Annotated in this window: 27 protein-coding genes; 4 read left to right on the top strand and 23 right to left on the bottom strand. The window is 53.6% G+C overall.

Annotated elements, in window-relative coordinates; all coding sequences use genetic code 11:
- Nucleotides 1–6: 6 nt before the first annotated feature.
- Together IPN69_06530 and IPN69_06525 are read left to right on the top strand one after the other, a co-directional pair.
- Complete coding sequence (locus IPN69_06530) at nt 7–1,200, top strand: tyrosine--tRNA ligase (protein ID MBK8810378.1); 1,194 nt, start codon at nt 7–9, stop codon at nt 1,198–1,200.
- Nucleotides 1,200–2,051 (top strand): RDD family protein, encoded by an 852-nt coding sequence (locus tag IPN69_06525; GenBank protein MBK8810377.1) that lies wholly within the window; start codon nt 1,200–1,202, stop codon nt 2,049–2,051. The genes IPN69_06530 and IPN69_06525 overlap by 1 nt, the downstream gene beginning before the upstream one ends.
- Nucleotide 2,052: 1 nt before the next feature.
- Here IPN69_06525 and IPN69_06520 read toward each other — a convergent pair whose 3' ends face one another.
- On the bottom strand, nt 2,053–3,390 hold the full coding sequence (locus tag IPN69_06520) for a hypothetical protein (protein MBK8810376.1): 1,338 nt from the start codon (nt 3,388–3,390) through the stop codon (nt 2,053–2,055).
- Nucleotides 3,391–3,557: 167 nt separating this feature from the next.
- Between IPN69_06520 and IPN69_06515 the strand changes: the two genes are divergently transcribed.
- Complete coding sequence (locus tag IPN69_06515; protein ID MBK8810375.1) at nt 3,558–4,517, top strand: GDP-mannose 4,6-dehydratase; 960 nt, start codon at nt 3,558–3,560, stop codon at nt 4,515–4,517.
- 135 nt (nt 4,518–4,652) lie between these two features.
- On the opposite strand, the gene IPN69_06510 is transcribed toward IPN69_06515, so the two are convergent.
- From IPN69_06510 to IPN69_06405, 22 genes are all read right to left on the bottom strand, one after another.
- A complete protein-coding gene (locus IPN69_06510) occupies nt 4,653–5,573 on the bottom strand; it encodes a lysophospholipid acyltransferase family protein (protein ID MBK8810374.1) in 921 nt (306 codons plus the stop codon).
- Nucleotides 5,573–6,541 carry a methyltransferase domain-containing protein gene (locus IPN69_06505; GenBank protein MBK8810373.1) on the bottom strand — a complete coding sequence of 323 codons (969 nt, stop codon included), beginning with the start codon at nt 6,539–6,541 and terminating at the stop codon, nt 5,573–5,575. The genes IPN69_06510 and IPN69_06505 overlap by 1 nt, the downstream gene beginning before the upstream one ends.
- Before the next feature lie 20 nt (nt 6,542–6,561).
- Nucleotides 6,562–7,851, bottom strand: a complete 1,290-nt coding sequence (locus IPN69_06500; protein MBK8810372.1) for a hypothetical protein — start codon at nt 7,849–7,851, stop codon at nt 6,562–6,564.
- Between the two features lie 191 nt (nt 7,852–8,042).
- A complete protein-coding gene (locus IPN69_06495; protein MBK8810371.1) occupies nt 8,043–8,444 on the bottom strand; it encodes a VOC family protein in 402 nt (133 codons plus the stop codon).
- 139 nt (nt 8,445–8,583) lie between these two features.
- On the bottom strand, nt 8,584–8,991 hold the full coding sequence (locus tag IPN69_06490) for a hypothetical protein (protein MBK8810370.1): 408 nt from the start codon (nt 8,989–8,991) through the stop codon (nt 8,584–8,586).
- Nucleotides 8,992–9,543, bottom strand: a complete 552-nt coding sequence (locus tag IPN69_06485; protein MBK8810369.1) for an SRPBCC family protein — start codon at nt 9,541–9,543, stop codon at nt 8,992–8,994.
- A gap of 13 nt (nt 9,544–9,556) precedes the next feature.
- The gene (locus tag IPN69_06480; GenBank protein MBK8810368.1) at nt 9,557–10,054 is read right to left on the bottom strand and encodes a hypothetical protein; all 498 of its coding nucleotides are present in this window, start codon (nt 10,052–10,054) and stop codon (nt 9,557–9,559) included.
- Between the two features lie 309 nt (nt 10,055–10,363).
- Nucleotides 10,364–10,951 carry a YdeI/OmpD-associated family protein gene (locus tag IPN69_06475; protein MBK8810367.1) on the bottom strand — a complete coding sequence of 196 codons (588 nt, stop codon included), beginning with the start codon at nt 10,949–10,951 and terminating at the stop codon, nt 10,364–10,366.
- 4 nt (nt 10,952–10,955) lie between these two features.
- Nucleotides 10,956–11,336 (bottom strand): VOC family protein, encoded by a 381-nt coding sequence (locus tag IPN69_06470; GenBank protein ID MBK8810366.1) that lies wholly within the window; start codon nt 11,334–11,336, stop codon nt 10,956–10,958.
- A complete protein-coding gene (locus IPN69_06465) occupies nt 11,336–12,079 on the bottom strand; it encodes an ankyrin repeat domain-containing protein (GenBank protein MBK8810365.1) in 744 nt (247 codons plus the stop codon). The genes IPN69_06470 and IPN69_06465 overlap by 1 nt, the downstream gene beginning before the upstream one ends.
- Nucleotides 12,079–12,483: a VOC family protein gene (locus IPN69_06460; GenBank protein MBK8810364.1), complete on the bottom strand. Its 405-nt coding sequence runs from the start codon at nt 12,481–12,483 to the stop codon at nt 12,079–12,081. Before IPN69_06460 ends, IPN69_06465 begins: the two co-directional genes overlap by 1 nt.
- The gene (locus tag IPN69_06455; protein ID MBK8810363.1) at nt 12,483–12,890 is read right to left on the bottom strand and encodes a VOC family protein; all 408 of its coding nucleotides are present in this window, start codon (nt 12,888–12,890) and stop codon (nt 12,483–12,485) included. Before IPN69_06455 ends, IPN69_06460 begins: the two co-directional genes overlap by 1 nt.
- Complete coding sequence (locus IPN69_06450; protein ID MBK8810362.1) at nt 12,883–13,236, bottom strand: TfoX/Sxy family protein; 354 nt, start codon at nt 13,234–13,236, stop codon at nt 12,883–12,885. Before IPN69_06450 ends, IPN69_06455 begins: the two co-directional genes overlap by 8 nt.
- Nucleotides 13,237–13,287: 51 nt before the next feature.
- On the bottom strand, nt 13,288–13,767 hold the full coding sequence (locus IPN69_06445; GenBank protein ID MBK8810361.1) for a hypothetical protein: 480 nt from the start codon (nt 13,765–13,767) through the stop codon (nt 13,288–13,290).
- Nucleotides 13,768–13,831: 64 nt separating this feature from the next.
- A complete protein-coding gene (locus tag IPN69_06440) occupies nt 13,832–14,170 on the bottom strand; it encodes an MmcQ/YjbR family DNA-binding protein (GenBank protein ID MBK8810360.1) in 339 nt (112 codons plus the stop codon).
- A gap of 1 nt (nt 14,171) precedes the next feature.
- Entirely contained in the window at nt 14,172–14,606 is a 435-nt protein-coding gene (locus IPN69_06435) for a hypothetical protein (GenBank protein MBK8810359.1), read from the bottom strand.
- 287 nt (nt 14,607–14,893) lie between these two features.
- A complete protein-coding gene (locus tag IPN69_06430) occupies nt 14,894–15,331 on the bottom strand; it encodes a hypothetical protein (GenBank protein ID MBK8810358.1) in 438 nt (145 codons plus the stop codon).
- Between the two features lie 88 nt (nt 15,332–15,419).
- On the bottom strand, nt 15,420–16,670 hold the full coding sequence (locus IPN69_06425; GenBank protein MBK8810357.1) for a sigma-70 family RNA polymerase sigma factor: 1,251 nt from the start codon (nt 16,668–16,670) through the stop codon (nt 15,420–15,422).
- Nucleotides 16,639–16,992 carry a transcription initiation protein gene (locus IPN69_06420; GenBank protein ID MBK8810356.1) on the bottom strand — a complete coding sequence of 118 codons (354 nt, stop codon included), beginning with the start codon at nt 16,990–16,992 and terminating at the stop codon, nt 16,639–16,641. The genes IPN69_06425 and IPN69_06420 overlap by 32 nt, the downstream gene beginning before the upstream one ends.
- A gap of 160 nt (nt 16,993–17,152) precedes the next feature.
- The gene (locus IPN69_06415) at nt 17,153–18,274 is read right to left on the bottom strand and encodes a replication-associated recombination protein A (protein MBK8810355.1); all 1,122 of its coding nucleotides are present in this window, start codon (nt 18,272–18,274) and stop codon (nt 17,153–17,155) included.
- 856 nt (nt 18,275–19,130) lie between these two features.
- On the bottom strand, nt 19,131–20,321 hold the full coding sequence (locus tag IPN69_06410) for a hypothetical protein (protein ID MBK8810354.1): 1,191 nt from the start codon (nt 20,319–20,321) through the stop codon (nt 19,131–19,133).
- On the bottom strand, nt 20,318–21,199 hold the full coding sequence (locus tag IPN69_06405) for a serine/threonine protein kinase (protein MBK8810353.1): 882 nt from the start codon (nt 21,197–21,199) through the stop codon (nt 20,318–20,320). Before IPN69_06405 ends, IPN69_06410 begins: the two co-directional genes overlap by 4 nt.
- A gap of 251 nt (nt 21,200–21,450) precedes the next feature.
- On the opposite strand from IPN69_06405, the gene lexA reads away from it, so the two are divergent.
- Nucleotides 21,451–22,053 (top strand): transcriptional repressor LexA, encoded by a 603-nt coding sequence (gene lexA, locus IPN69_06400; protein MBK8810352.1) that lies wholly within the window; start codon nt 21,451–21,453, stop codon nt 22,051–22,053.
- Nucleotides 22,054–22,096: the final 43 nt, after the last annotated feature.

The following is a 22,096-nucleotide window of genomic DNA, read 5'->3' as shown; positions in this document are numbered from 1 at the left end:
AAACTTATGACGATCGATGAACAGATTGAGTTCCTGACCAAAGGCACGGTGGACGTGATTCGCACGGACGACCTGCGCAAAAAACTCGAACATTCCGCAAAAACGGGCAAACCACTTCGCGTCAAACTCGGTGCCGATCCGACAGCGCCGGACATTCATATCGGCCACACGGTCGTGATCCGCAAGCTCCGTCAGTTTCAGGAACTCGGCCATACCGCGATCTTCTTGATCGGCGATTTTACGGGGATGATCGGCGATCCGTCGGGCAAGAACGTGACGCGACCGCCGCTTTCGCGCGAGGAGATAAATGCCAACGCCGAGACCTACAAAACGCAAATTTTCAAGCTTCTTGATCCTCAGAAAACGGAGATCCGTTTCAATTCCGAATGGATGGACAAGTTCGACGCGGCTGCTTTCGTCCGGTTGTGCTCGCACGTGACCGTCAAGCAGATCCTCGAACGCGACGATTTTGAAAAACGTCTCCGGGAAGAGCGGCCGATCTCGCTTCACGAGCTGCTTTATCCGCTGACGCAGGGCTACGACTCGGTCGCGCTCCAGGCGGACGTCGAACTCGGCGGGACGGACCAGAAATTCAACCTGATGGTCGGCCGCAATTTGCAGCGCGAGTACTCGCAGGAACCGCAGGTTATCTTGACGACGCCCTTGCTCGAAGGGCTCGACGGCGTCAACAAGATGTCGAAATCGCTCAACAACTACATCGGCATCGACGAAGCTCCGAACGAAATGTTCGGCAAAGTAATGTCGATTTCCGACGATCTGATGTGGCGTTATTTTGATTTGCTGACAGACAGAACGCCTGCGGAGATTGACCGGATGAAGTCGAGCGGCGAAAATCCGCGCAATCTCAAGGTTGAACTCGCGAAACTCATCATTGCTGATTTTCATTCGAACGAAGCCGCCAAAAACGCCGAAGACGACTTCAATCGCCGTTTTGTCAACAAGGAGGTCCCGGACGAGATCGAAGAGGCATTGCTCAAATCAGGCAAATACAATCTCGCGGATCTGATCAATCAAACCGGACTCGCTCCCTCGAAAAAGGAGGCCAAACGCCTTATCGAACAAGGCGGCGTGAAGGTTGACGGCGAAAAGGTCTCAAACCCGGCCGCAGAAGTTGAATTAAGCGAAGAGATCTTGTTGCAGGTCGGTAAACGCCGTTTCCTGCGGATTCGGAAACACTGATGCCGCAAATCATCGAAAGCGAAGAAACTCTGATTATCGAAACGCCCGAACGCGTTCCGCTGGCGTTTGCATTGGCATCGATCGGAAATCGGTTTCTCGCGGTCGCGATCGATCATTTTATTCAGTTTATGGCGATCTTCATCGTCGCCTGGGCGTTCATAACCTGGTCCGGAGTCGGACTCGAAGGACTCGACAAGGAACCACAGGAAGTCCTGAAGGAAATGTCGAAATGGACGATCGCGATTATGATCCTCGTCGTTTTCGCGTTGTTCGCGGGTTACTTCGTTTTCTTTGAATGGCTCTGGAACGGGCAAACGCCGGGCAAACGCCTGCTCAAACTGCGTGTCATCCGCGAGGACGGCCGGCCGATCACGCTCTGGGAAGCGGTCGCCAGAAATCTGCTTCGGATCTTCGATTCTTTTCCGACGGCCGCGATCATTCCCTTCTACTCGATCGGACTGATCTCCGTCTTCTCGAGCAGTCGAGACCAGCGCATCGGCGATATGTTCGCCGGCACGGTCGTCGTCCGCGAGCGCACGGACGAGGCGCCGACGTTCGCCGAGACGTTTTCAAATCAAATCAGCGATGCCGCCTTTCGGCGCGTGCAAAAAAAGGTCGAGTTTCAAACCGATATCCGGTCGCTGACGCACGACGAGGTCGAAGTCGTCGAAGTGTTTTTGCGCCGCCGTTGGGATCTGTCCGAGCGGCAGCGTCTTTGGATGGCGTGGCGCGTCGCCCTGCCGATAATGTACAAACTGAAACCTCAGTACTCGCTTGAGGATTTTACATACGAAGGCTTCCTCGAAGAGATCCTCCATCGCTTTCACCAGCGGCAGAAGTTCCTTAACTGAGTTACTTCATCTGAATCTCGATGATGTCGCGGCCCTGATATTCCTTCCAGACATATTGGAAGTATTTTCCCGCCTCGTCCGGCGACACGTTGGCTCCGGTCAGCATAAGCGCTCGCGACAAAACGGGATCACGCCCGTTGGCGATGTCGGCGGCCTCCGGAATTACGATCTCATCCGGCGTCACTCCGGTATGTTCGAGGCTCTTTCCGTCCGACATTATGACGTCCGCATTCGTCACGCTGACACCATAGGCGACTTCGTCGTTGGCACCGGTGCTGAGCGGAAACTGCCGTGACTGCATCACCGCCCCAGACGATGTGTCGCCGATCACGATGCCGCGCTTTTCGAGCTGCACAAGGCGCGCGAAGATCTCCGCCGCCGAACCCGATTCGCCGTCGATCAAAACGATCAGCTTGCCCGCATAGCCGTCCTTGCCCTTTGTTTTGCTCTGTTGCGGTTTCATTTCTTTGCGGCCCTTGAGTTCGGCGATCTTCAGATCCTTGTCGAACATATACGCGGCCAGCCGTTCAAGCGTGACGATATAACCGCCGCCGTTTCCACGAAGATCGAGGATCAAAGACGAACCGCGGATCTTGCTCATCATTGTGTCGATGTTCTCCGGTTGGATTCCGAATGACGGCATTTTCCAGATCGTCGCATTGCCGACGTACTTGAAGTAGTTGTAATCGAAGGCCGTTTTGCCGCTCGTGTCAAAAAGATCGCCAAGCATCTGGATGTTTATGACTTTCGGCAGTTTGCGGACATTGGATTCGATCGCCAGGTCGCGCGGTTGGGTTTCGCCGGGGCTCAGCACCTTGACGTTCAAACCCGGCCGTTTGCTGATCACGTTGTAGTAATACTCCATCTTCCAAAGATCCTTGCGGGTCGGGCGAAACGACTCGATCGCGAGGACCTCGTCGCCGATCTTCAATCCCTTCTTCGCGGCATCGCTCTTCGGGTTGACGCGGATCACGAAACACCTGTCGCCGAACATTTGATAACGCCAACCGTATTCGACGTCGATGTTGGTCGCCGGCGGAATGAAGAAAAGGTGCGAGTCATTGAAATCGATCAGCGCTTGAGCGATCACGCCCATTCCCTGACTCGTCGTCGTGATCTGATTCAACCGTTCGGACGCCGCCTTAAATCGCGCTTCGATGTCGATCCCGTGAAAATTCGGATCGTAATACTCTTTCTTGATCGTGTTTTTTATGTTGGTCAGCATCGACTTCATCCGTTCACGTTCGATCGAGTCGATCTTTTGGGCGACAGTAGACAAAGGAGCAATCAGCGAGACTAGAGTTATCAGTAGAAATGTAAACAAAAACCTGAGTTTCATAACCTATCCTCCAACAAACAACTGGGAACGAACTGCAATCGCCAATCTGCGATTCTATCGCGATTTTACCACGGAGCATTGTTTAATCGAAGACCCGGGCTTTTTGCCGAACCGCGGGCAACTGTGCTATCTTGCCTGTTAATTTAAGTAAATACCCCTCTTAAATAATGCGGAAAAAACATATTCTGGTAACTGGCGGAGCCGGCTTCATCGGTTCGCATTTGGTTGATGGTTTGCTCGTCGAGGGAGATTCGAAAGTAACCATAATCGACAATTTCAACGCCTTCTATTCGCCCGAGATCAAGCGCCGGAACGTCGCGGCGCATCTTGAAAACGAGGATTTCATTCTGCGCGAGGCAGACATTTGTTGTTCGGAAACGATCGACAAGATCTTCGAAGCCGGCGAGTTTGACGCCGTCGTTCATCTGGCGGCATACGCCGGAGTCAGGCCGTCGTTGCTAAACCCGAAACTTTATACCGAGGTCAACGTTTGCGGAACTCTTAATTTGCTTGAAGCCGCCAAGAAGACTGGTGTGAAGCAGTTTGTCTTCGGTTCTTCATCGAGCGTTTACGGGATCAATTGCAAGGTTCCCTTTTCGGAAGACGACAAGATCTCGCGCACGATCTCGCCATACGCGGCGACCAAAGCTGCCGGCGAATTATTGTGCCATACCTACTCGCACCTATATGACATTCGGACCGTTTGCCTAAGATTCTTCACGGTTTACGGCGCGCGCCAGCGGCCCGACCTGGCAATCCACAAGTTTTCAAAACTGATTCGCGACGACCAGCCGATCCAGATGTTTGGCGACGGCACAACCCGTCGAGACTACACGTATGTCGATGACATCGTCCAAGGTGTGCGGGCGGCAATCGATTTTGACGGTTCGATGCACGAGATCTTCAATCTTGGCGAGTCGCAGACCATCGAATTGCGCGAACTGATCGAATTGCTGGAGGTCAATCTCGGCAAGAAAGCGAACGTCGAGCGCCATCCGATGCAACCGGGCGACGTTCCGATCACATTCGCGGACATCTCGAAAGCACGGAGATTGCTTAACTACGATCCAACTACCAAAATTGCCGACGGAATTCCGAAATTCACCGAGTGGTTCCTGCACGAGTAAGGCCTAAGAGTAACGCCTTCAGGCGTGACCAGCCGCAGACTACCGAGCGTTTCGTTGGACGATGAAAAGGCATTCACGCCTGAAGGCGTCACTCTCAGGCGTCACTCTCAGGCGTTACTCTTGCCGAACTCCAAACTAGTAAAGCCCTTTCTCGCCTTTCGGACGCGTGTTCCAACGCTTGTGAATCCAGAGCCATTGTTCCGGATACTTGCGGACGAACCTTTCGACGGTCGAGGTTATCGCTTGCGTCAAGCGGACAACATGTTCATCTGATTTGTCGGTCGCATCGTAGGGAATTTCGGGTTCGAGATAAACGACATACTTTTGTTTTTCTTCGTCCCAGACCGCGAACGCCGGAAGCACGGCGGCGCCGGTATTGAGCGCGAGCTTGGCGATGCTCGTCGTCGTTGAGGCCGGAACGCCGAAAAAATCAACGAACACGCCGTCTTTTTCCTGGACGTTCAGGTCAGCCAGTATTCCCAGGAGTTCGCCTTTCTTCAGGATTCGGAACATTGTCCTGGCTGATTTCATTTTGTCGAGCGTGACTGAACCGAATCGCGTCCGCATTTGATCGACAAAGTCCTCGACCAACGGATTATCGATGCGCCGGACGAGAATATTCATTTCATAGCCGAACGCCGGCGGCAGGAGATTGAAAACCTCCCAACTCCCGAAATGACCCGTAAAGAACAAGATGCCCTTTCCGCGCGCGTGGGCCTCGTAGAAATTCTCGCGTCCGACGATGTCAACGAGGTCACGCACGTCCTCGTGTTTGAACCTCTTGAAGTGCGAAACGAAACCGAGATGCCGTCCCAGCGATTCGAACGTGCCACGGACGATCCGTTCTTTTTCCTCTTCCGTGATCTCCGGCATCGCGATCTCAAGATTGCGCCGCGCCGTCTTGAGAAGCCTCGGAAATCGCTTGGAGAGAAAGCGACCGACTGCTTTTCCGAAGCGCAGCGAGGTTTTGAAAGGCAACGCTCCGATTGCGCCAAGAAGCGACCGCATCGCGATCAGTTCCGCGTTGTTTTGAAGTTTGCTCCGTTTCTTCGGCATCAGGTTGGTTTGCTGGCGAAGACCGACTCGAGTACTTCGCGCCCGTTTTTCGCGCTTCTAATGGCTTCGCGTTCGTTGAAATACCGCCGGAGCTTATCCAGTCGCCGGGTGTAAGGCCATTTGCTCGAATAGTAAGATCTCGCTGAATGCGAACGGACAACCGACGCTATACGGTTGAAGTTTTCGCTTTCGATCGTTGCCTTGACGGGAGACGCGGTTGTCTTGCGGAAGATCGCCGTGATCACGCCGCCGTCTTCGGACTGGCCCTGGCTTTCGATCGAGAATCCCGCGCTCTCGCCGATAAGCCGCAGCGTCGTTGAATTGAAACTGTATAAATGAGCGTTATGGAACCGCTGGCGCGGCGCGAAACAAACACCCTCGACATTTGGGACCTCGATCGCGAGGACTCCGTTATCGCGCATCGAACGACGAACTTTTTCGAGCACGGCACGCGGATCGTCGAGATGTTCGAGCACGTGGTGGATCGTGACCAAATGATAGAAATCGTCGGGCAACGTTGCCTGCTGAATGAAGCCGATCTCGACCGGCAACCCGAGTTCGTCTTTTGCGTAGTTCCCGTAACCTTCATTCGGCTCGATCGCGCGGGCGTCAAATCCGAGCTCTCGCATCAGGTAAACGAATTCTCCGCCGCCGGCGCCCACGTCCAGGATCGAGTCGCTCGGTGAGAGGAGATTTTTGACCGCCGAATATCTCGACTTTGCGATATCTCCGGCCCGATAAACGTGTTTCAGTTTCGGCGTGTATCGGCCTTTGTAAGCGATGCGATAGTCTTTTGTGTAATAGTTCTTGATCGCGTCGGCGTCAGGTCTCGGGTCCGACCAGACGAGGCCGCAATTGGTGCATATCACGGTCCGCAGATAGCTTGAGTCGCGGTCGACCAGACTCAGCTCCTCGACATCGGTCGAGCCGCAAAGATTGCACGGTATGGAACAATTATCGGAACTCAAAGCGGACCTTCCTTTGGTTTTTACTGCGCCTCTAAAAGCAGTTTCATAAGTTCGTCGGCGCCGACCCGGCCCTTTTCGCGGATGAAATCACGCGGCGTATTGTCCCCGATCTCGAAAACGATCGCCTCCATTTTGTGCGCCTTCATAAAGTAGTTTCGGGAAACGATGGTCGGTTCGAGTTTGTCGTTCGGGCGAATGTTGGGCTCGTAATTCGGGATCGACCTTTTGATCGCGTCGAGCCAGTTCCAGGTCAGTCCGGGCAGATTCGTATCGGTAAATCTCCTTTCCATCGGATAGTAGATGTCGTCCCACGTCGAGTGGAAATCGATTCCGAAATAGAATTTGCCGCCAGATTCCAATTCGCGCCGTTTCAGAAATTCCCTAACGGCGATGGTTTCCGGTTGATTGAACGCCTCCCAGTCGCGATTCAGGTCGATGCCGCCCGAGTTGTGGCGCCATTGACCGTTGTCGACACCGTCGGGATTCATCAGCGGGACGACGTACATTGCCCAGTCCTTTCGGAATTCCTTTGAGAGTTTCGATTTGTAGGCGATGCGTTCGACGAACGCCTGCATCGCGAAATACCCCGTAACCTCCGGCGGATGTTGCCGGGAGATCACTAAGACGAACTTCTTCGCTTTCGGATTTCCGATTGTCAGCATCCGCAGCGGACGTCCCTCCGTGCTTTTGCCGATCTCTTCGATCTTGAGCTTCTTTTTCCGCGCGAGTCTTTCCATCCAAGCGAAGACCTGTGCCGAATTCTGCAATTCCTGGGCTGAGATCCAGAGCGGTTTGCGGCCCACGCTCAGACGAAGTCTGACGCTTTTCGGGCGCGCCGTGGCGCTTTTGTCGTTCGGGTCGTTGCCGATCTCTTCGATTCGAGCGGATTCCAGCGGCTTCCACTCTTTGCCGTCTTTGCTGATCTGGGGAGAATAGCGATGACGCGCCGATTCGGGATACTCGAGCGTCACGTAGATGTCCTTTTTCTTGAGTGAACGGACGCGGAACGCATACCACGGACTCATATTCACCGGCGTATTCTCAGGCGTGATCGTGATCGTATAGGCGTTATCGCCGGTGCGCGCGATCTCGGTCAAACGCGCTCCGTCGAACTGGTTCGAGAAGTAAACCTGATCCGCCTCAAAGGAAAACGCGCGTTTTTCCTGCTTCGCGATCGGCCGCGAGGTCGTGTCGACCTGAACCGACGTCGAACCCTGAAACACCGGCCGCGGATCCTGCGCCAGCCCCAACTGAAGCAACCCCGCGAGAAGCAGGGCCAGATACAGAAATGATGCGCTGAGTTTTTTCACAGGAAGAATGTTAACCCAAACTACGCATAAGAAGGAACTTCCCGCGAAACACTTTATGCATTCGCCGTCGTCGACCGCTGTGAATTCGTGAAGCGCTCTTCGCGGGTGCGGCGTGAACGGTTGGAATACGCTAAGACGCGACCGACGTCGACGCCGTTAACGTCTGCAAAGCGACTTACAGGTCGTTGATTTTATGCCTTATTCTTCTCGTCAAAGATCATCGGCTCCCAAAGCTCGACCTTGTTGCCGTCGGGGTCCATTATCCAGGCGAATTTGCCGTTTTCGTGTGATTCGGGGCCCGATACGATCTCGACGCCATTCTCCCGCAACGACGCGAGCAATTCGTCCATATCATCGACCCGGTAATTGATCATAAACGTCGATTCGCTGGGGCTGAACCATTTGCTGTCGGCGTCCGCCGTGCTCCAAACCGTAAGGCCGCCGTCTTCAGCTTTGTCGTCAGTCCATTTCAATATCGAGCCGCCCCAGCTTTCAAGGCTGATACCGAGATTCTTCTGATACCACGCCGCGAGTTCCGAGCCCTTGCCGGCGCTCTTAATGAATACTCCGCCAATTCCTGTTACTTTTGCCATATGCTTTTCTCCTGATGTTCGAATTTTTCTTAACTGATCTGGTACGCGTCAAGTTCACCCGGCTTTGCTTATTTCGCGCGCAATCTTTCCGTCGAACAACGAGAAATGGAGATCGGCGTTCAATTGCGTAATTCGGGTTTCAACTCCGTTTGGCGAACAGCTGTCCGAAGTTCGAACCGGCGAGCGCGAGCGGGACCGGAAGCAGCAGCGCGAGTGCCATAAACCAGTACGGATGCGGCACGACGATCAGGTTCATCAGCGCGAAAAACAATATCAGTCCACCGTACGTCATCGCCATCGGGAACTTCGCGATCGCGATCAGTGCGGTAACAAACCCACCGATGAAAGCCCCGAAGCATTGCGCAGCGAGCGCGAACAGAAGCGCCCCGACCGGCGCGTTTTTCACATACTCGATGATCGTTTCGGGCCTTAAGATATCGAGTCCCGCCGGAACCGGATAGACCGCGTGTCCGATCTTTTCGATCGCAAAAACGCAAATTCCGCCAATAATGAACGCGGCGACCACCGACAGCATATTCTTTAGCATTTAGTTCCCCTGACTTTTCTCGAGAATCGTCTTCAAATTCGCGAGCCCGGCGTCGAAGTCCTTGCCGATCTCTTTGTCCATATCCATCACAAGCAGAATAAGATTCATCGGTCGCGGCATCGATCCCGAAAATCCCCAACGGACTTTCGTTGCATTCGGCCCCGCGTCCTCCATCGTCATATACGCCTGACTCGTCGATTCGAAGGGTTTTTTGAATCGCAGTTCGCTGTCGATCCGCTTGCCTTCGTCGATTTTCTTGATCTCCTGCTCGCCGACGCCGACGTTTTCCATATTGCTTTCCCAGGAAGAGGTGAATCCGGGCTCGCCGTCGTTGCCTTTGTAATTGAGCTTGATGCTCGGATCCTGTTTGACCCACGGCCCCCAATCGTTTTGATTCTTGAGCATCTTCGCGTACGAGAAGACCTCGGCGCGCGGTTTGTTGATCGTCACTTCGCGTTCAACCTTGTAATCGGTCTTCGTCAGGAACACCAGCGCAGCAAGCGCGGCGATCAGAAGCAGCACGATTGCGCCCAGGATTTTTAGGAACTTCATATTGTCCTCCAGGTTATTTTTTCTCGATCGACGTGTGAATGCGGTTTAGCTCGAGCAACGCCGCCGATCCGTACCATAACCGAAATTCGAAATCGAAAAGCCCGGCCGCAACCGCCGGATCGGTAACGACCAGCTTTTGCGCCTCTTCCTTTGTCCGAACGTCGAAGACATAAAGTCCGCGGATCGCGTCATTCTCGCCGAACGGGCCTGCAAGAACGAGTTTGCCGGCTTTGGCGAGACGCCCGATATTTTCCATATGTCCCGCGATCAACTTCGCGCGTTCATCCTTTTCAAACGTCTTCGAGCCCGATTTCAAGAGGACAAAAACGAACATCTTCATCCCGCGCTCGTCGGCGCCGACCTTTTTCGCAAGCTTGGCATCGTAACCGTTCGCCGACGGCTTTTCGTAATAATAGACACGGGCGATCAAATTGTTCTCAAATTCATAGACCGCGAAACTGTCGTTCGACTGCGGGCCTTTCTCGGATGTCCAGGTCGCGGTTTCGGTCATCGTCACGCGCGAACCCGCGGCATTGACCTTCGTAACTTTCGAACGGCACGTCGGGCACGACTTGAAGTAACCGGTCATAAATGCCCGAAGTTCGTCGCTGTCTGCCGTTTCAGTCGAGATCGCGGCGCCGGACACGGTGAACCATTTGACGTCCTTGGTTGTCATCGACAACATCTTGTCGACATTTTGTTCGTTGAACGCGGCGATGAATTCACGCGCAATCTGGTCAGGCCGTTTTGGTTTCTGGCCGAAAGAAGAGACAGAAACAGTGATTAGCAGTGCGCTAACGAATAGTATTCTTTTCATATTTTACTTGTAGCGATCATTGAGTCCCCGGCCTTCGCGGATCATTGGGACGATCTTCTCGAGGCGCTGCGCCTTGGTTTCGGCACGCTTCGCAGTTTCAATATACTCGGCGAAATCCCGTTTTTTCGTCAGTCCAAGCGCGTCGAACGCAGCGCGCAGATCCGAATCGGCCGCGAACGCCGATTCGAGTTCGGGCGGAACCGCAAGCGGCTTGCTCGCGGGTTTGATAACTTTTCCCGAACGATGGTTGGCGATCGCTTCCGTGATGTAATCGATGATCAAACTCCGATTGATCTCGGACGCCGAATTGAAGCGCATTTGACGCTGCGCCTCCGTTACGCCTTCCTGCGCATTGATCAGACGGTTCGCCGGATCGGTCAACAGCGCCCCCTGAAAAAACCAGAGGCCGAAATAGCTCTTGAAGCTTCCGAGCCCGACGACGTTTTTCCCGTCGAGCGTGTAAACCGGATGCCCCCATTTCAGGGTTTCAACGAGCCCGGTCGAAAGCACGGCCTCGCGCAACGTGCGGAGTTCCGCGCCCCAGCGGTGCGTTCGTTCGAAAAACTCATCGGCAGATTTCGCATTCGCCATAATCTCAGTTTCGCGCCATCAAGGCGAGCCGGTTGCCTTCGGTATCCAGAAAGAAACACATATACCCGATCTCCGGGCTGATCTGCGTTTTCGGGATCAGGATCTTGCCGCCGGCAGGTTCGATACGGTCGATCACGGCCTGAATATCCGGATTTGCGTTGAGATAGATCGTCACGCCGTCGGTCGCCGAGGGAACGTACTTTTCATGCATCATAATCGCGCCGGTCGCCTTTCCGCTGCCGGGCGCGTACGGGAACGTGAACATCATCGGCAGCGGCGTCGGCTGCATTTCGATCTGGAAAATAGTTTCGAAAAACGTCTTCGAGCGCTCGATGTCTCGCGCCGGAATCTCGAACCAGTTGATTGCGTTTGTCGTCGTGTCCATCAAAAATCCTCCACGCTCTCCGGCAGAAACTCGCCGAGAGCGTTCCATTCCATCCCATATCCCCAACCGGCGCCGTGGTCGCTGATCATCGTCTTAACCGACTTTTCGGAGATCCGAAATTCGCCAAATTGGAGCAAGTCCAAGATCTCGCCGGGACGTAGATGTTCGCTCGCCCAGGTTAGGGGCGAATCGCCGTTCGCATCGCGCGCTTCGCGATCGGCGCCTTTCTCAATTAGATACCGGATCGTTTCGGCATCCGAATAGGCCGCCGCTCGATGCAGCGGTGTCTCGCCCTTCGTCCGCACGTCGCGCATAAACGCTCCGGTTTCGACGCCCGGAATCGTTCTGGCATTCGGATTCGCGCCGTTTTCGACGAGCAGTTTGATCGTAAAAATGAAAAACGGCCGCCCAGCCTTCGCGAGCGAACTGTGGAGCGCCGTTTCTCCCGTCAACGCGTCGGCGAACTTCGGGTCCGCGCCGTTTTTCAGGAGAAAATCGACCGTTTTCCAATGTCCCATAAACGCGGCATTGCCGAGTTCCTCGTCAATGTCGATCGAATCGAGCGTCCCGCCGTTCGCGAGGATCAGCCGCAATGCCGTGACGTCGTCGTAATAGACGAGCCATTGCAGGAGCTTCACCGGCCCGGCGTCGAGCGATTCGCGCCAATCCGGAAGCCGCAGAAGTTCAACCACGAGGTCGGTTCTTCCGCGGCCGATCAAATTGATAATTCGGTCCTTGTTCATCAAGCCGGGGCGTTGAACTGAATGATCGTAAAGACCGCGCCCGAAGGATCGCCGCAAACGGCGAGTCGCCCGATGTTCGGCAGATCGAATGCCGGGAAGCACAGCGAACCGCCGTTGGCTTTGATGACCTCGACCGTCGCATCGACGTTCTCGACCGTGATGTATGTCATCCAGTGCGGCGGGATCTTGTCCCATCCTTCACCCCATTGTTCGTCGATCCGCATCATTCCGCCGACGGCGGTTCCATTGACCGTAATCTCACTGTACGGGACAGGTGAAAGCTTGCTTTGCTCGATCGTCCAGCCGAATAACTCCTGATAAAACGGCTTTGCCGCGTCGACGTTCTGGGTCGTGAGTTCGTACCAAGAAAACTCGCCGACATTTCCGGTAGTAAAGTCTGCCATTACGCGCCACCTCCCAAAGTGATAATCGCGAATTTCGCGCCCGTCGGATCCTGAAGAACGGCCATTCGACCAACGTTCGGCACATCCATCGGACCGCTGACGACCGCGCCGCCGATCTCCGGAGCGCGTGCCGCCGTCGCATCGACATCGTCGACGGCGATGTAGTTGATCAAATGCGGCGGAGGCGGATTGTCGCCATACATCTCGGCGCTGATCTTATACATTCCGCCGATCGGATTGCCGTTGGCAGCGCTGAATTCTTCATAACGCATACCTTCGCCGACCGAGTTGTTTTCCTTGAACGTCCACCCGAAGACCGTCCGATAAAAGTTCATCGCCGCATCGAGATCGCCGGTCGCGACCTCGGTCCAGCAAAACTCGCCGTGTTTTGGCATTCCTTCATCCATATTGCTTTTTCTCCTTTCTTGAAGATTTGGCGCGCGGGTTGAATTCGAGCGCCAGATCGATCCAGACCGAGAGTTCGCTCGCGGTCGAAATATGTCCGGCATCGACAAATGCGTAACCCTTCATCGGCCGTTTCGTGAAATCCATCTCGCGCGCACCGTCCCGTTCAAGAATTTCAACGCTTCGCGCGGGATCGAAGCGAACCATCAACGAGTCCTTGACGATCCCGACGCACATTTTGCCGTCGACCAGAAAACAAACGCCGCCGAACATCTTTTTCGTTTCGAAGTGAGCGCCGCGCTGTTCGAAACAGAGCGCGATCCTGTTTTCGAGAGTTTCGTCGAACATTCTATCGCTGCTTGCGAAAAGTATACGCCGTCAGATTTTTTTGGTTTCAGCCTATTTCGGAACCGGGTTTTGCCGCAAGAAACGCATTGCGAATCCCTTGTCGCCGTCGCCTAAAACCTGCACTGCAAGCTCGTTTTCCAAGACTTTGCGGTAAATGATCTTCTTGGGAAAATCGTGTTCGGGGTTCTCGAAGACAAGGCGGTCCGCGCCGGACTCGGTAAGCTTGAAACGGACCGTCGCGCCGTTGTTTTGGTCCGCGACCGTCGCGAGGTAATAGACGGCATCATCAATTACCTTGACCTCGAGTTGCTCAGTAATGATCTCGGAACCGTTGCGGATCTTGTAACCTTTGCCCCGGAAGGCGGTTCCCGACGGCTCCCATTTTTCATACGTCTCTTTGCCGTCGACCTTCCAGGTTCCCTCAAGCATCGTCGCCACTCGCTTTGCGTCGTCGGAGCTTTCTTGACCGAGAACCGATGCGGCAGCAAATGCGACGAGCAAGATCACGAATACAATTCTGCTAAAACTCATATGAAGACCTTTGACGAAGTTCCCGAGTGCAGGCGATGGAATGCAAGTTTCGAAAATCATAGGCTTAGTTCAATGGACGAAGTTTCGCGGGGAGTTTTGACGCGATCAGATCGTAACTCTGCCGAACGTAATGATGCCATTCATCGTTGCTGAATCGTTCGCAATTACCCACGCTGATCCATTTATAACGACCGACATACGCCGCAGGTTCAATGTTTTCCGTTTCGCAGAGTTCAGCAAATTCCTCGTCCCGAACCTTGAGCGAAACACTTGAACCGGGTTCGAAACCGGTTACGCAGAACATCTTCCCGCCAACCGAAAAACAGAGATCGTCGCCCCATTTTACATCCTCGGTCGCGCCGGGAAGCGACAGACAAAACCTTCGCAGCCCTTGCAGATCCATTCTATTTTTTGGCAGATGTTCCGCCGATCAAAACGCTCAAAGCGCCGATTATCGGATTGACCACGGCAACCCACAGCGGTTGCCGCGCCTGCATCATCGCTTCCATATTCGCGAGATTGTTGTCACGAATCCCCGACGGCGGAGCCGAAAAGATCATCGGCAGCGCCATCAGGATTCCGAGGACGAAGACCGTCACCGCAAGCCACGTGACGGCGCGCGAATCGGCACCGATCTTGGCGCATATGAAGCCGCCCGCGATTCCGCAGAAGATGCTCAGCGCAACGCTCGGAACAACCCAGGTCATTGTCACGTCGAACGTTCCCGGGACGAAGGTTTGCGTCGGCCCGAGCGCAAGATACAAAAGCGTGAACGTTACGAAGACGAAGAAAAAGATGCTGATATATCCGATCACGACCGCCAGGATATTTCTCGCCATTTGCTGCTCTCCTTATGTTTGGAATTCACCAATCTTATACCAAAACGTCCCCGCGTCAACCAAAAATCTGAAAAAACCGGGTTCAGACGCGGTCTTTACAAGTTCCGAAATTTCGAATAGTTCCTAGCTCTGACTTTGGAAGGAACGACAACTGGGCGAATTTATGTATTCGATTTTCGATGACGGGTCCGACCGCGAAATCGCTTCGCGGATCGACGCGCTTACTCCGAATGCGAAAAGGCTGTGGGGAAGATGTCGCCTCTGCAAATGCTTGAGCACACGGTTCGTCAGTTCGGCGCTTGAGGCGTTTTGATCCCGATTCGCGCGACGATCAGGGTAACGAATATCAGTCCCGTGCAGACGATCGGCGGCAGAAACGTAAAATACGCCATCATCGCGAAACAAACGCCAAAGATCGCGATGTGGATGTTCAGCAAGCCACGCATCGTTTCTTCGCTCGTGCCTTTGCGGATCAGGTAGAAAACTGTGATTCCGCCGAGGAAGCAGAGCAGCGAAAAGCACGAACTCAGCGCTGTAAAAAGATTCGAATAACTCGGATGAAATCCCGCGCCGGCGTCCATTCTGTAGGTCGTGATCAGTTCGAGCATCTGCCGTTCGGGCTCATTCTGCGGCGTCGCCTGAACGAACAGGCTGAGCGAATGCACCACACCGGTAAACAACATCAGGCCCGCGGAAACCTTCGCCCAGAGTCTGTAGTTCTTCATATTAAGGATCCCTTCAGGCGCACCGGCGCTGACCGGTATTCGCACTTGTCCAAACGATCAAGAAAATAACACAGATCGGAAAATCGTCTCAAGATTCATCGATCTTACGTCTCAGAAATCGGTACATCGACGCGTTTCCCGTAAGCTGAAGCGCTCGGTTATACGATTCCCGCGCGTCCGCGATCTGTCCGGCCTCCGACTTCAAATCAGCCAAAGCGATATGGAACAGAGGATATTCAGCGAGTTGAACCCGAAGATCTTCGAGTTCGCGGAGCGAAATCTCGTAGCCGAAGACCTTGGCTCGCGCGATCGCCCTATTGAGCGCGACCACCGGCGACGGCCGATATTCGGCGAGCCGATCATAGCACCCGATGAGTCGTTTCCAATCGGTCGATTCGAAATCCGATGCAAGACTATGAATCGACGCGATCTCGGCCTCGATATGATACTCGCTCAATTCGTTTCCAGTTGCCGATGACCGCAAGTGGCGCAGACCGTCGGCGATCATCCGTTTGTCCCACCGGCCGCGGTCTTGTTCCGAAAGCCGAAGAATATCTCCGTTTTCGTCAAAACGCGCACCGATCCGCGCGGTTTGAAACATAAAGAGCGCGAGCATCGCGTGAACCTTCGGAATGCCCGTCAGCCTGTGCCCTGCGAGTAGTTTTGCGAGGCGGATCGCTTCGAAGCAAAGATCGTTTCGGACCGGACTCTCGCCATTTGAAGTGCTGTAACCCTCGTTGAACATCAAGTACAGAACTTTCAAGACCGGTTCGAGCCGTTCGGTGATCTCGGCCGGCGGCGGAAATTCGAGTTCGGAGTCGCGAAGCTTTTGTTTCGCGCGCGTCAAAAGCTTGGCGATCGCCTCGTCCTGAGCGAGGAACGCCGCGGCGATCTCGCGAACGTTGAATCCGCCAATCGCGCGGAGCGTCAGCGCGACCTGCGAATCGCCCGAGATTCGCGGACTGCAGCACGCGAACATCATTCGCAGCACGTCTTCATCCAGTTCGTCGGCGAATCTGACTTCGATCGCGTCATTCGATTCCGGTTCGATGTCGGTGAGCGGTTCCGTGCGCTTATCGCGCCGCAGATTGTCGATCACTCCGTTGCGCGCGACCCGGATTAGCCAGGCTTCGGGGTTGTCCGGGATTCCGCGAAATGGCCAGAGTTTGAGCGCTTTGACCATCGCGTCCTGGATCGCGTCTTCGATCAGTTCGAGATGTTCAAGGCCGAAAACGCGCGACAAAGCGGCCGTCATCCGTCCGGCTTGATGCCGAAAAAGATGAGCGACCGTGTCGGCGGTTTCGGTGTTATTCGGTTGGCTCGATTTCGCGGAGTTCAATCCGGCCTCCGTATTTGAGATGCGGGCAGCTTTGGGCGGTCTCGATCGCATCGTCGTAATCATCGGCATTGATCGTGAAATAGCCGCCGATAACTTCCTTGGCTTCGGCGAATGGTCCGTCCGTCACGCGCAATTTCCCGCCGGTCACCGTCAACATCTTGCCGCCTTCGTCGCGAAGTTTGTTTCCGCCGACCATTTTTCCTTTTTCGGCGACGCTTTGGCTCCACGCCATATATTCGGCGATCACGTTTTCAATATCTTCAGCCGACATATCGGCGAATCCGGTCGTACTCTCATGCAATATCAACATGTATTCAGGCATTCGTTTATCCTCGTTTTTAAGATTTCGGCACGCGCTTCGGCGTCACCAACTGTAAGACGAACGACGTGTCGAAGAATGGACATTTTTGAATTTCGGAATTGTGATTTGGGATTTACGATTCGGCTGAAGCAGTCCGAATTCCCAAATCCGCAATCCCAAATCACTTGAGGTATTTCTTGCCTTTCAGCTTTTCCGGCAAAAGGCTGTCATCCGTGTACGGTTCGTAATTCTCGCCGTATTTCAATTCCTTCATCAGTTTCGTCGGCGCGTTGCGGAGCGCCATCGGAATCGGCAGGTTTCCGAACTTCCGGACGTCGTCGCTCGCCGCGCGGAGCGCGTTGTAGGCGCTGCGGTCTTTTTTGCAGTTGGCGAGATATGCGACGCCGTGCGCGAGATTGATCGCCGCTTCGGGAATCCCGATCGTTTCGCAGGCGCGAAAGACGGCGTTGGCGACGACGAGCGCCGTCGGCTGCGCGAGCCCTATGTCTTCGGACGCGAAGATCACCATTCGCCGCGCGATGAACTTCGGGTCTTCACCCGATTCGATCATCCGCGCCAGATAATACATCGCCGCGTCCGGCTGGCTGGCGCGCATCGATTTGATGAAGGCGCTGATCGTGTTGTAGTGTTCCTCGCCCTTTTTGTCGTAGCGCAGGTAAGATTGCGCGGCGTTTTTCAGACTTTCGACGGTGATCCGATCATAGAGTTGCGTCGTGTTCTCGATCATCGTCACCGCCTGGCGCGCGTCGCCGTTAGCCATTTGAATCAGCCAGTCGCGCGCTTTTTCATCCATTTCGACGCCGGTGCGTTCGATGATCCGCTCCATTTCCGCTTCGCCGTGTTCCTTGAGGACAAAGACGCGCATTCGCGAAAGCAGCGCGGCGATGACCTCGAAGCTGGGATTCTCGGTCGTCGCGCCGATCAGCGTCAGTTCGCCGCTTTCGACGTATGGCAGCAGAAAATCCTGCTGCGCCTTGTTGAATCGATGAATTTCGTCGAGAAAGAGAACCCTGGGCCGGGTTGCGGGTGCATCGACGATCTTGCGGATCGAGTCCTTGCCGGCGGAAACTGCCGACAGTTCGTGGAATTCGGCATCGAGCGCGTGCGCATAGATCCGTGCGAGCGACGTTTTTCCGGTTCCCGGCCCGCCCCACAAAATAAACGAGAAGATGTGCTTCTGCTCGATCGCGCGGCGCAGAGGCTTATCGTCGCCGACCAGATGGGGCTGGCCGACAAATTCGTCTAACGTTGCGGGCCGGATTCGATCGGCAAGCGGTTGCATGCGGTCTATGTTAGTTGGGAAGTCGCTTGAGGACAACTTCGGGCAATATCTCTAAGTTTCCTACCTATTTTTGCGATTCCGGTTAATTCCAATTGATTTGATTGAAATCATGTCAGCCTTGGTAGATTCAGATTATTCTGATTCGACGTTCGGGAAAGATGCGTAAAATTTCAGTCTTGCTGTTATGATTGGATTGTCGGCTCAAAAGTTCGTTCGTCTTTTCTTCAAGAAGTGAGAGAAATCTGATATTTTGGCGGGTGATGTGCCTACCGTATCGAGAGTATTTAAATGACCCTGAATTCGACAAATCGGATTGCAAAACTTCGATTCTCGGAACCCGCACGTAATTTGCCCGGACACGGATTAAACGGTCGGGAGGAGCGGCGGTTCACCTACAAATTTGCCCAAGCGTATCTTCATCAATTTCGCACGGTTCATTTTCGTTCAAACAAAGATCGTTTGCTTTTGGCTAGAGAGATACCGGCGAACGGGTACGGTATTGCTGACATCGTTGCGATTTCGTGGAAATCTGGCGCGAATTCCGGACCGCTATTCGGGATGCCAAAAGGATCAGTGATTCGCGCTTTTGAAGTCAAAATTCGGGACTGGCGAAAAGGACTCCTACAAGCAAATCGATATCGATTCTTTTCACACCTTTCAATTTTGGTGATTCCTGCCAAACATGCACGCAAAGCGACCGAACACCTTTCAACATTCAAGTTGTTGGGACTCGGTTTGTGGACGTTTGATTCCGATTCGAACACAATTACTGCGCTTCATACTCCAAGAACTAGGCGACCGTTAGATAAATCACAGTCCACGAAAGCGGTAGCCAAGGTCTTGCGTGCTAATAGAATCAAATCTCGGCCAGTTTTCTAAATACTTCAACGCCGCCTCTTAATTGCTCCAAATACTCCAACGAGGTTTCGTGGCCAGCAGATATCCCATAACTGTTCAGTGTACTGTAGGCGGCCTCAGACTGTGTCACCATGTTATCAAGAGTTGAGAGTGCATCGCTGATGCTCGAACTTTGAACATCGTTGTTGAGCGAAGATATTGCTTCCCAAGTTTGCAGCGCTTCAGTTGTTCGACTTGTTTCGCCATCGTAATCCATGTCGTGTGGAAGTCCATTGAGGATTCCAGGGATAATTTCGCTAAATGTTAATTGATCTCGTTTTATTCGATTAAGGAGCAGTTTGCTTAGATAGCGGATAATCGGCAACTGTCCACCGGCCGCATTTGATCTAACATATCTGCCCATGGAAAAAGTTCGTAGATTCGACCACCATCCAGTGGCGCACGCCGCTGCTCCTGCAACGGTAAGAAATGGAGAGAGGACATCTGAGTATCCGTTGATGACACGGAAGCCATTCTCCCGCAAAGCGTAGTTAAGCATCATCCAGCCACCCAGGACATTTGCATCCATGAGTTCCGATTGAGCGATGTCAGACCGTTCTGTAATTGGTCCACCTCCAACGATCAGGTAAAACCCAGTAGGTCGTGATTCCATAGCCGTTATGTCATTTAGGAATGACAGGAAATCGTTCGGACTTAAGAGCGCTTTACAATCTACGGCAATAGTTGCGTAAACTGGAAGTCCGGTTTCTGCGAACGTGTCATTGCTTCGCTCGATGAAGTTTAGTGCAATACCAGCCTCCATCGAATCGAACGACTGCGAGATGTAGATATTTGGTGCAATATGCGCAGTTACGGGAAGATGAGCTACGGAATCAAACACCGTACGAAGCGCCCGTTCTACAGTTTGTGATCGAACTAAGTCCCGTCGTCTGAAGTTTCCAAGAAAGCTCCATTTCTCCAATGATCCAATCTGAGCGTTTGGGGTTCCAAATAGACGAGAGGCGTAGAACTCAGAATCGAGGACGATTTCAGCGCCAGGTTGAATTGCTGTAAGCTCATTGATCTTCTCAATGGCTCGATCTGGGGGAAGATATCGCGCACTCAGGATCGCACCCTGTATTACGCCTTCTGTCAAACCACCGGTTATCTTATCTGATGGCTGGTGACCGTGTTGGGCAAAGACCTTCATATTTGTTTCTCCAATTCTTCGCAGAAAGCCTTTGGATTCCTGTACCGCAAGGCGGGAGTTTTCTTTATGCAGCGGTTGACCATTTCACAAAACCAGTCTTCAAGGTCGGGTCGTAACGTTTGCAATCTTGGTGGTGACATTTTCACTATTCGGTAAAGCGTTGCATACGGGTTTTCGCCAGTCCTTGCGAGCGGGTGGCTTCCGGCCGCATACTCGAAAATTGTCACGCCCGCCGAATAGATGTCTGAGCGAATATCGAGCAAGTCTTTATAATTTGGCTGAAACAGTTCGGGAGCCATGTAAATCATCGTTCCTGGCGGTCCTGCGCCTGGCGCGGTTAACTCAGTTCCGTGCATCTTGAAGGCTATGCCGAGGTCCAGCAAAACGAATGGTCGTTCTGTTTCACCGGTAAAAATGATGTTACCTGGTTTCACGTCTCTGTGAATATGGCCGAGCATCGCAATCTCATCGAGCGCTGTCATCAAGCAGCGGGCTAATATGATCAATTCATCTTGATTTGGACTGCGTCCTTTTTCGATGACATCAAGCAGGGATTCGCCAACCAAGAGCTCCTCACTGTACACCAAATAGTCGTGCGCGCCGATGGTCTTCTCTTCGAGGTTGAGGCTGCCTATCTTCACAAGAAACGGATTCTTGCAGTTTTCGAGAACTTTGACTTCACGCTCGACCCGAGCTGTGATTTGATTGCGAAGGTCTGGTTCTGTGAGTTCTGGTAGTAGCACCAGCTTGACCGCTTCACTTTCGCCGTTCACCTCAGCCTTGAAAACGGCTTTGAATCCGCCGCTTGCAATAAATTCTACGTTGGTCACGCTTGGCAGCGTCGCCATTAATTCGGGTGGGCTTGGGATATGATCCATTGTTATCTCCGTATGTCTACAATCTCTCCTTTACGATAAACGCGGTTCGATTCTTGTGCAATTCCATATACCTAAAGTTGGTCGTATTCGGCTCGTCTTTGTCTTTGTTGCTCTAGACCGTATTTGTCTTGAAGTCCGTTGTGATTGGGGCCGTTCGCACTACTTGATTTCTCCAAATTTTCCTGATATGTTCCATAACATTCCAAATTATTCCATTTTTGTCCAATAAGGGCAAATCGGGATAGATCGTGATGAAAGAAAAAAAACTGTACAGATTTATCAAGGAAACGATCGAGCGGAGCGGCGAGTCGCCGACCGTCGATGAGATGACGAAGGCGCTGGGGCTCAATTCGAAGTCGGCGCTGTACCGGAATCTGAACGCGCTCGAGGCGGAAGGGTTCATCAGGCGTCGAAAGGGTTGGCGCGGGGTCGAACTGGCGGGCGAGTACGATGCGGACGCTTCCGATTCGACGATGCGGATCCCGCTGCTCGGGCTGGTCGCGGCCGGAAATCCGATCGAGGCGGTGCTCGTTCCGGAATATCTGAACGCGCCGCGCGATATGCTTCGGGCGGGCAGCGATCATTTCGCGCTCCGCGTCGTCGGCGACAGTATGATCGAGGAAAAGATCCTCGAAGGCGACCGGATCGTCGTCCGCGCGACGCCGACGGCGAACAACGGCGACATCGTCGTCGCGCTCGTCGACGGCCGCGACGCGACCGTCAAGACATTTCGCGTCGTCGGCGACAAGGTTCATCTGATACCGGCCAACAGCCGGTACCGGACGATCGTCGTCGACGCCGAACGCGTCACCGTCCAGGGCGTCGTTGTCGGATTGCTCAGATATTTCGGGTAGGAGCGCGCCCCGTAAGAGTAACGCGCTCCGTAAGAGTAACGCG

This window comes from Acidobacteriota bacterium (assembly GCA_016715115.1).
Lineage (GTDB): Bacteria > Acidobacteriota > Blastocatellia > Pyrinomonadales > Pyrinomonadaceae > JAFDVJ01.
The sequence above is the reverse complement of the archived record's forward strand: the minus strand, read 5'-3'. Positions and strand labels throughout refer to the sequence as shown.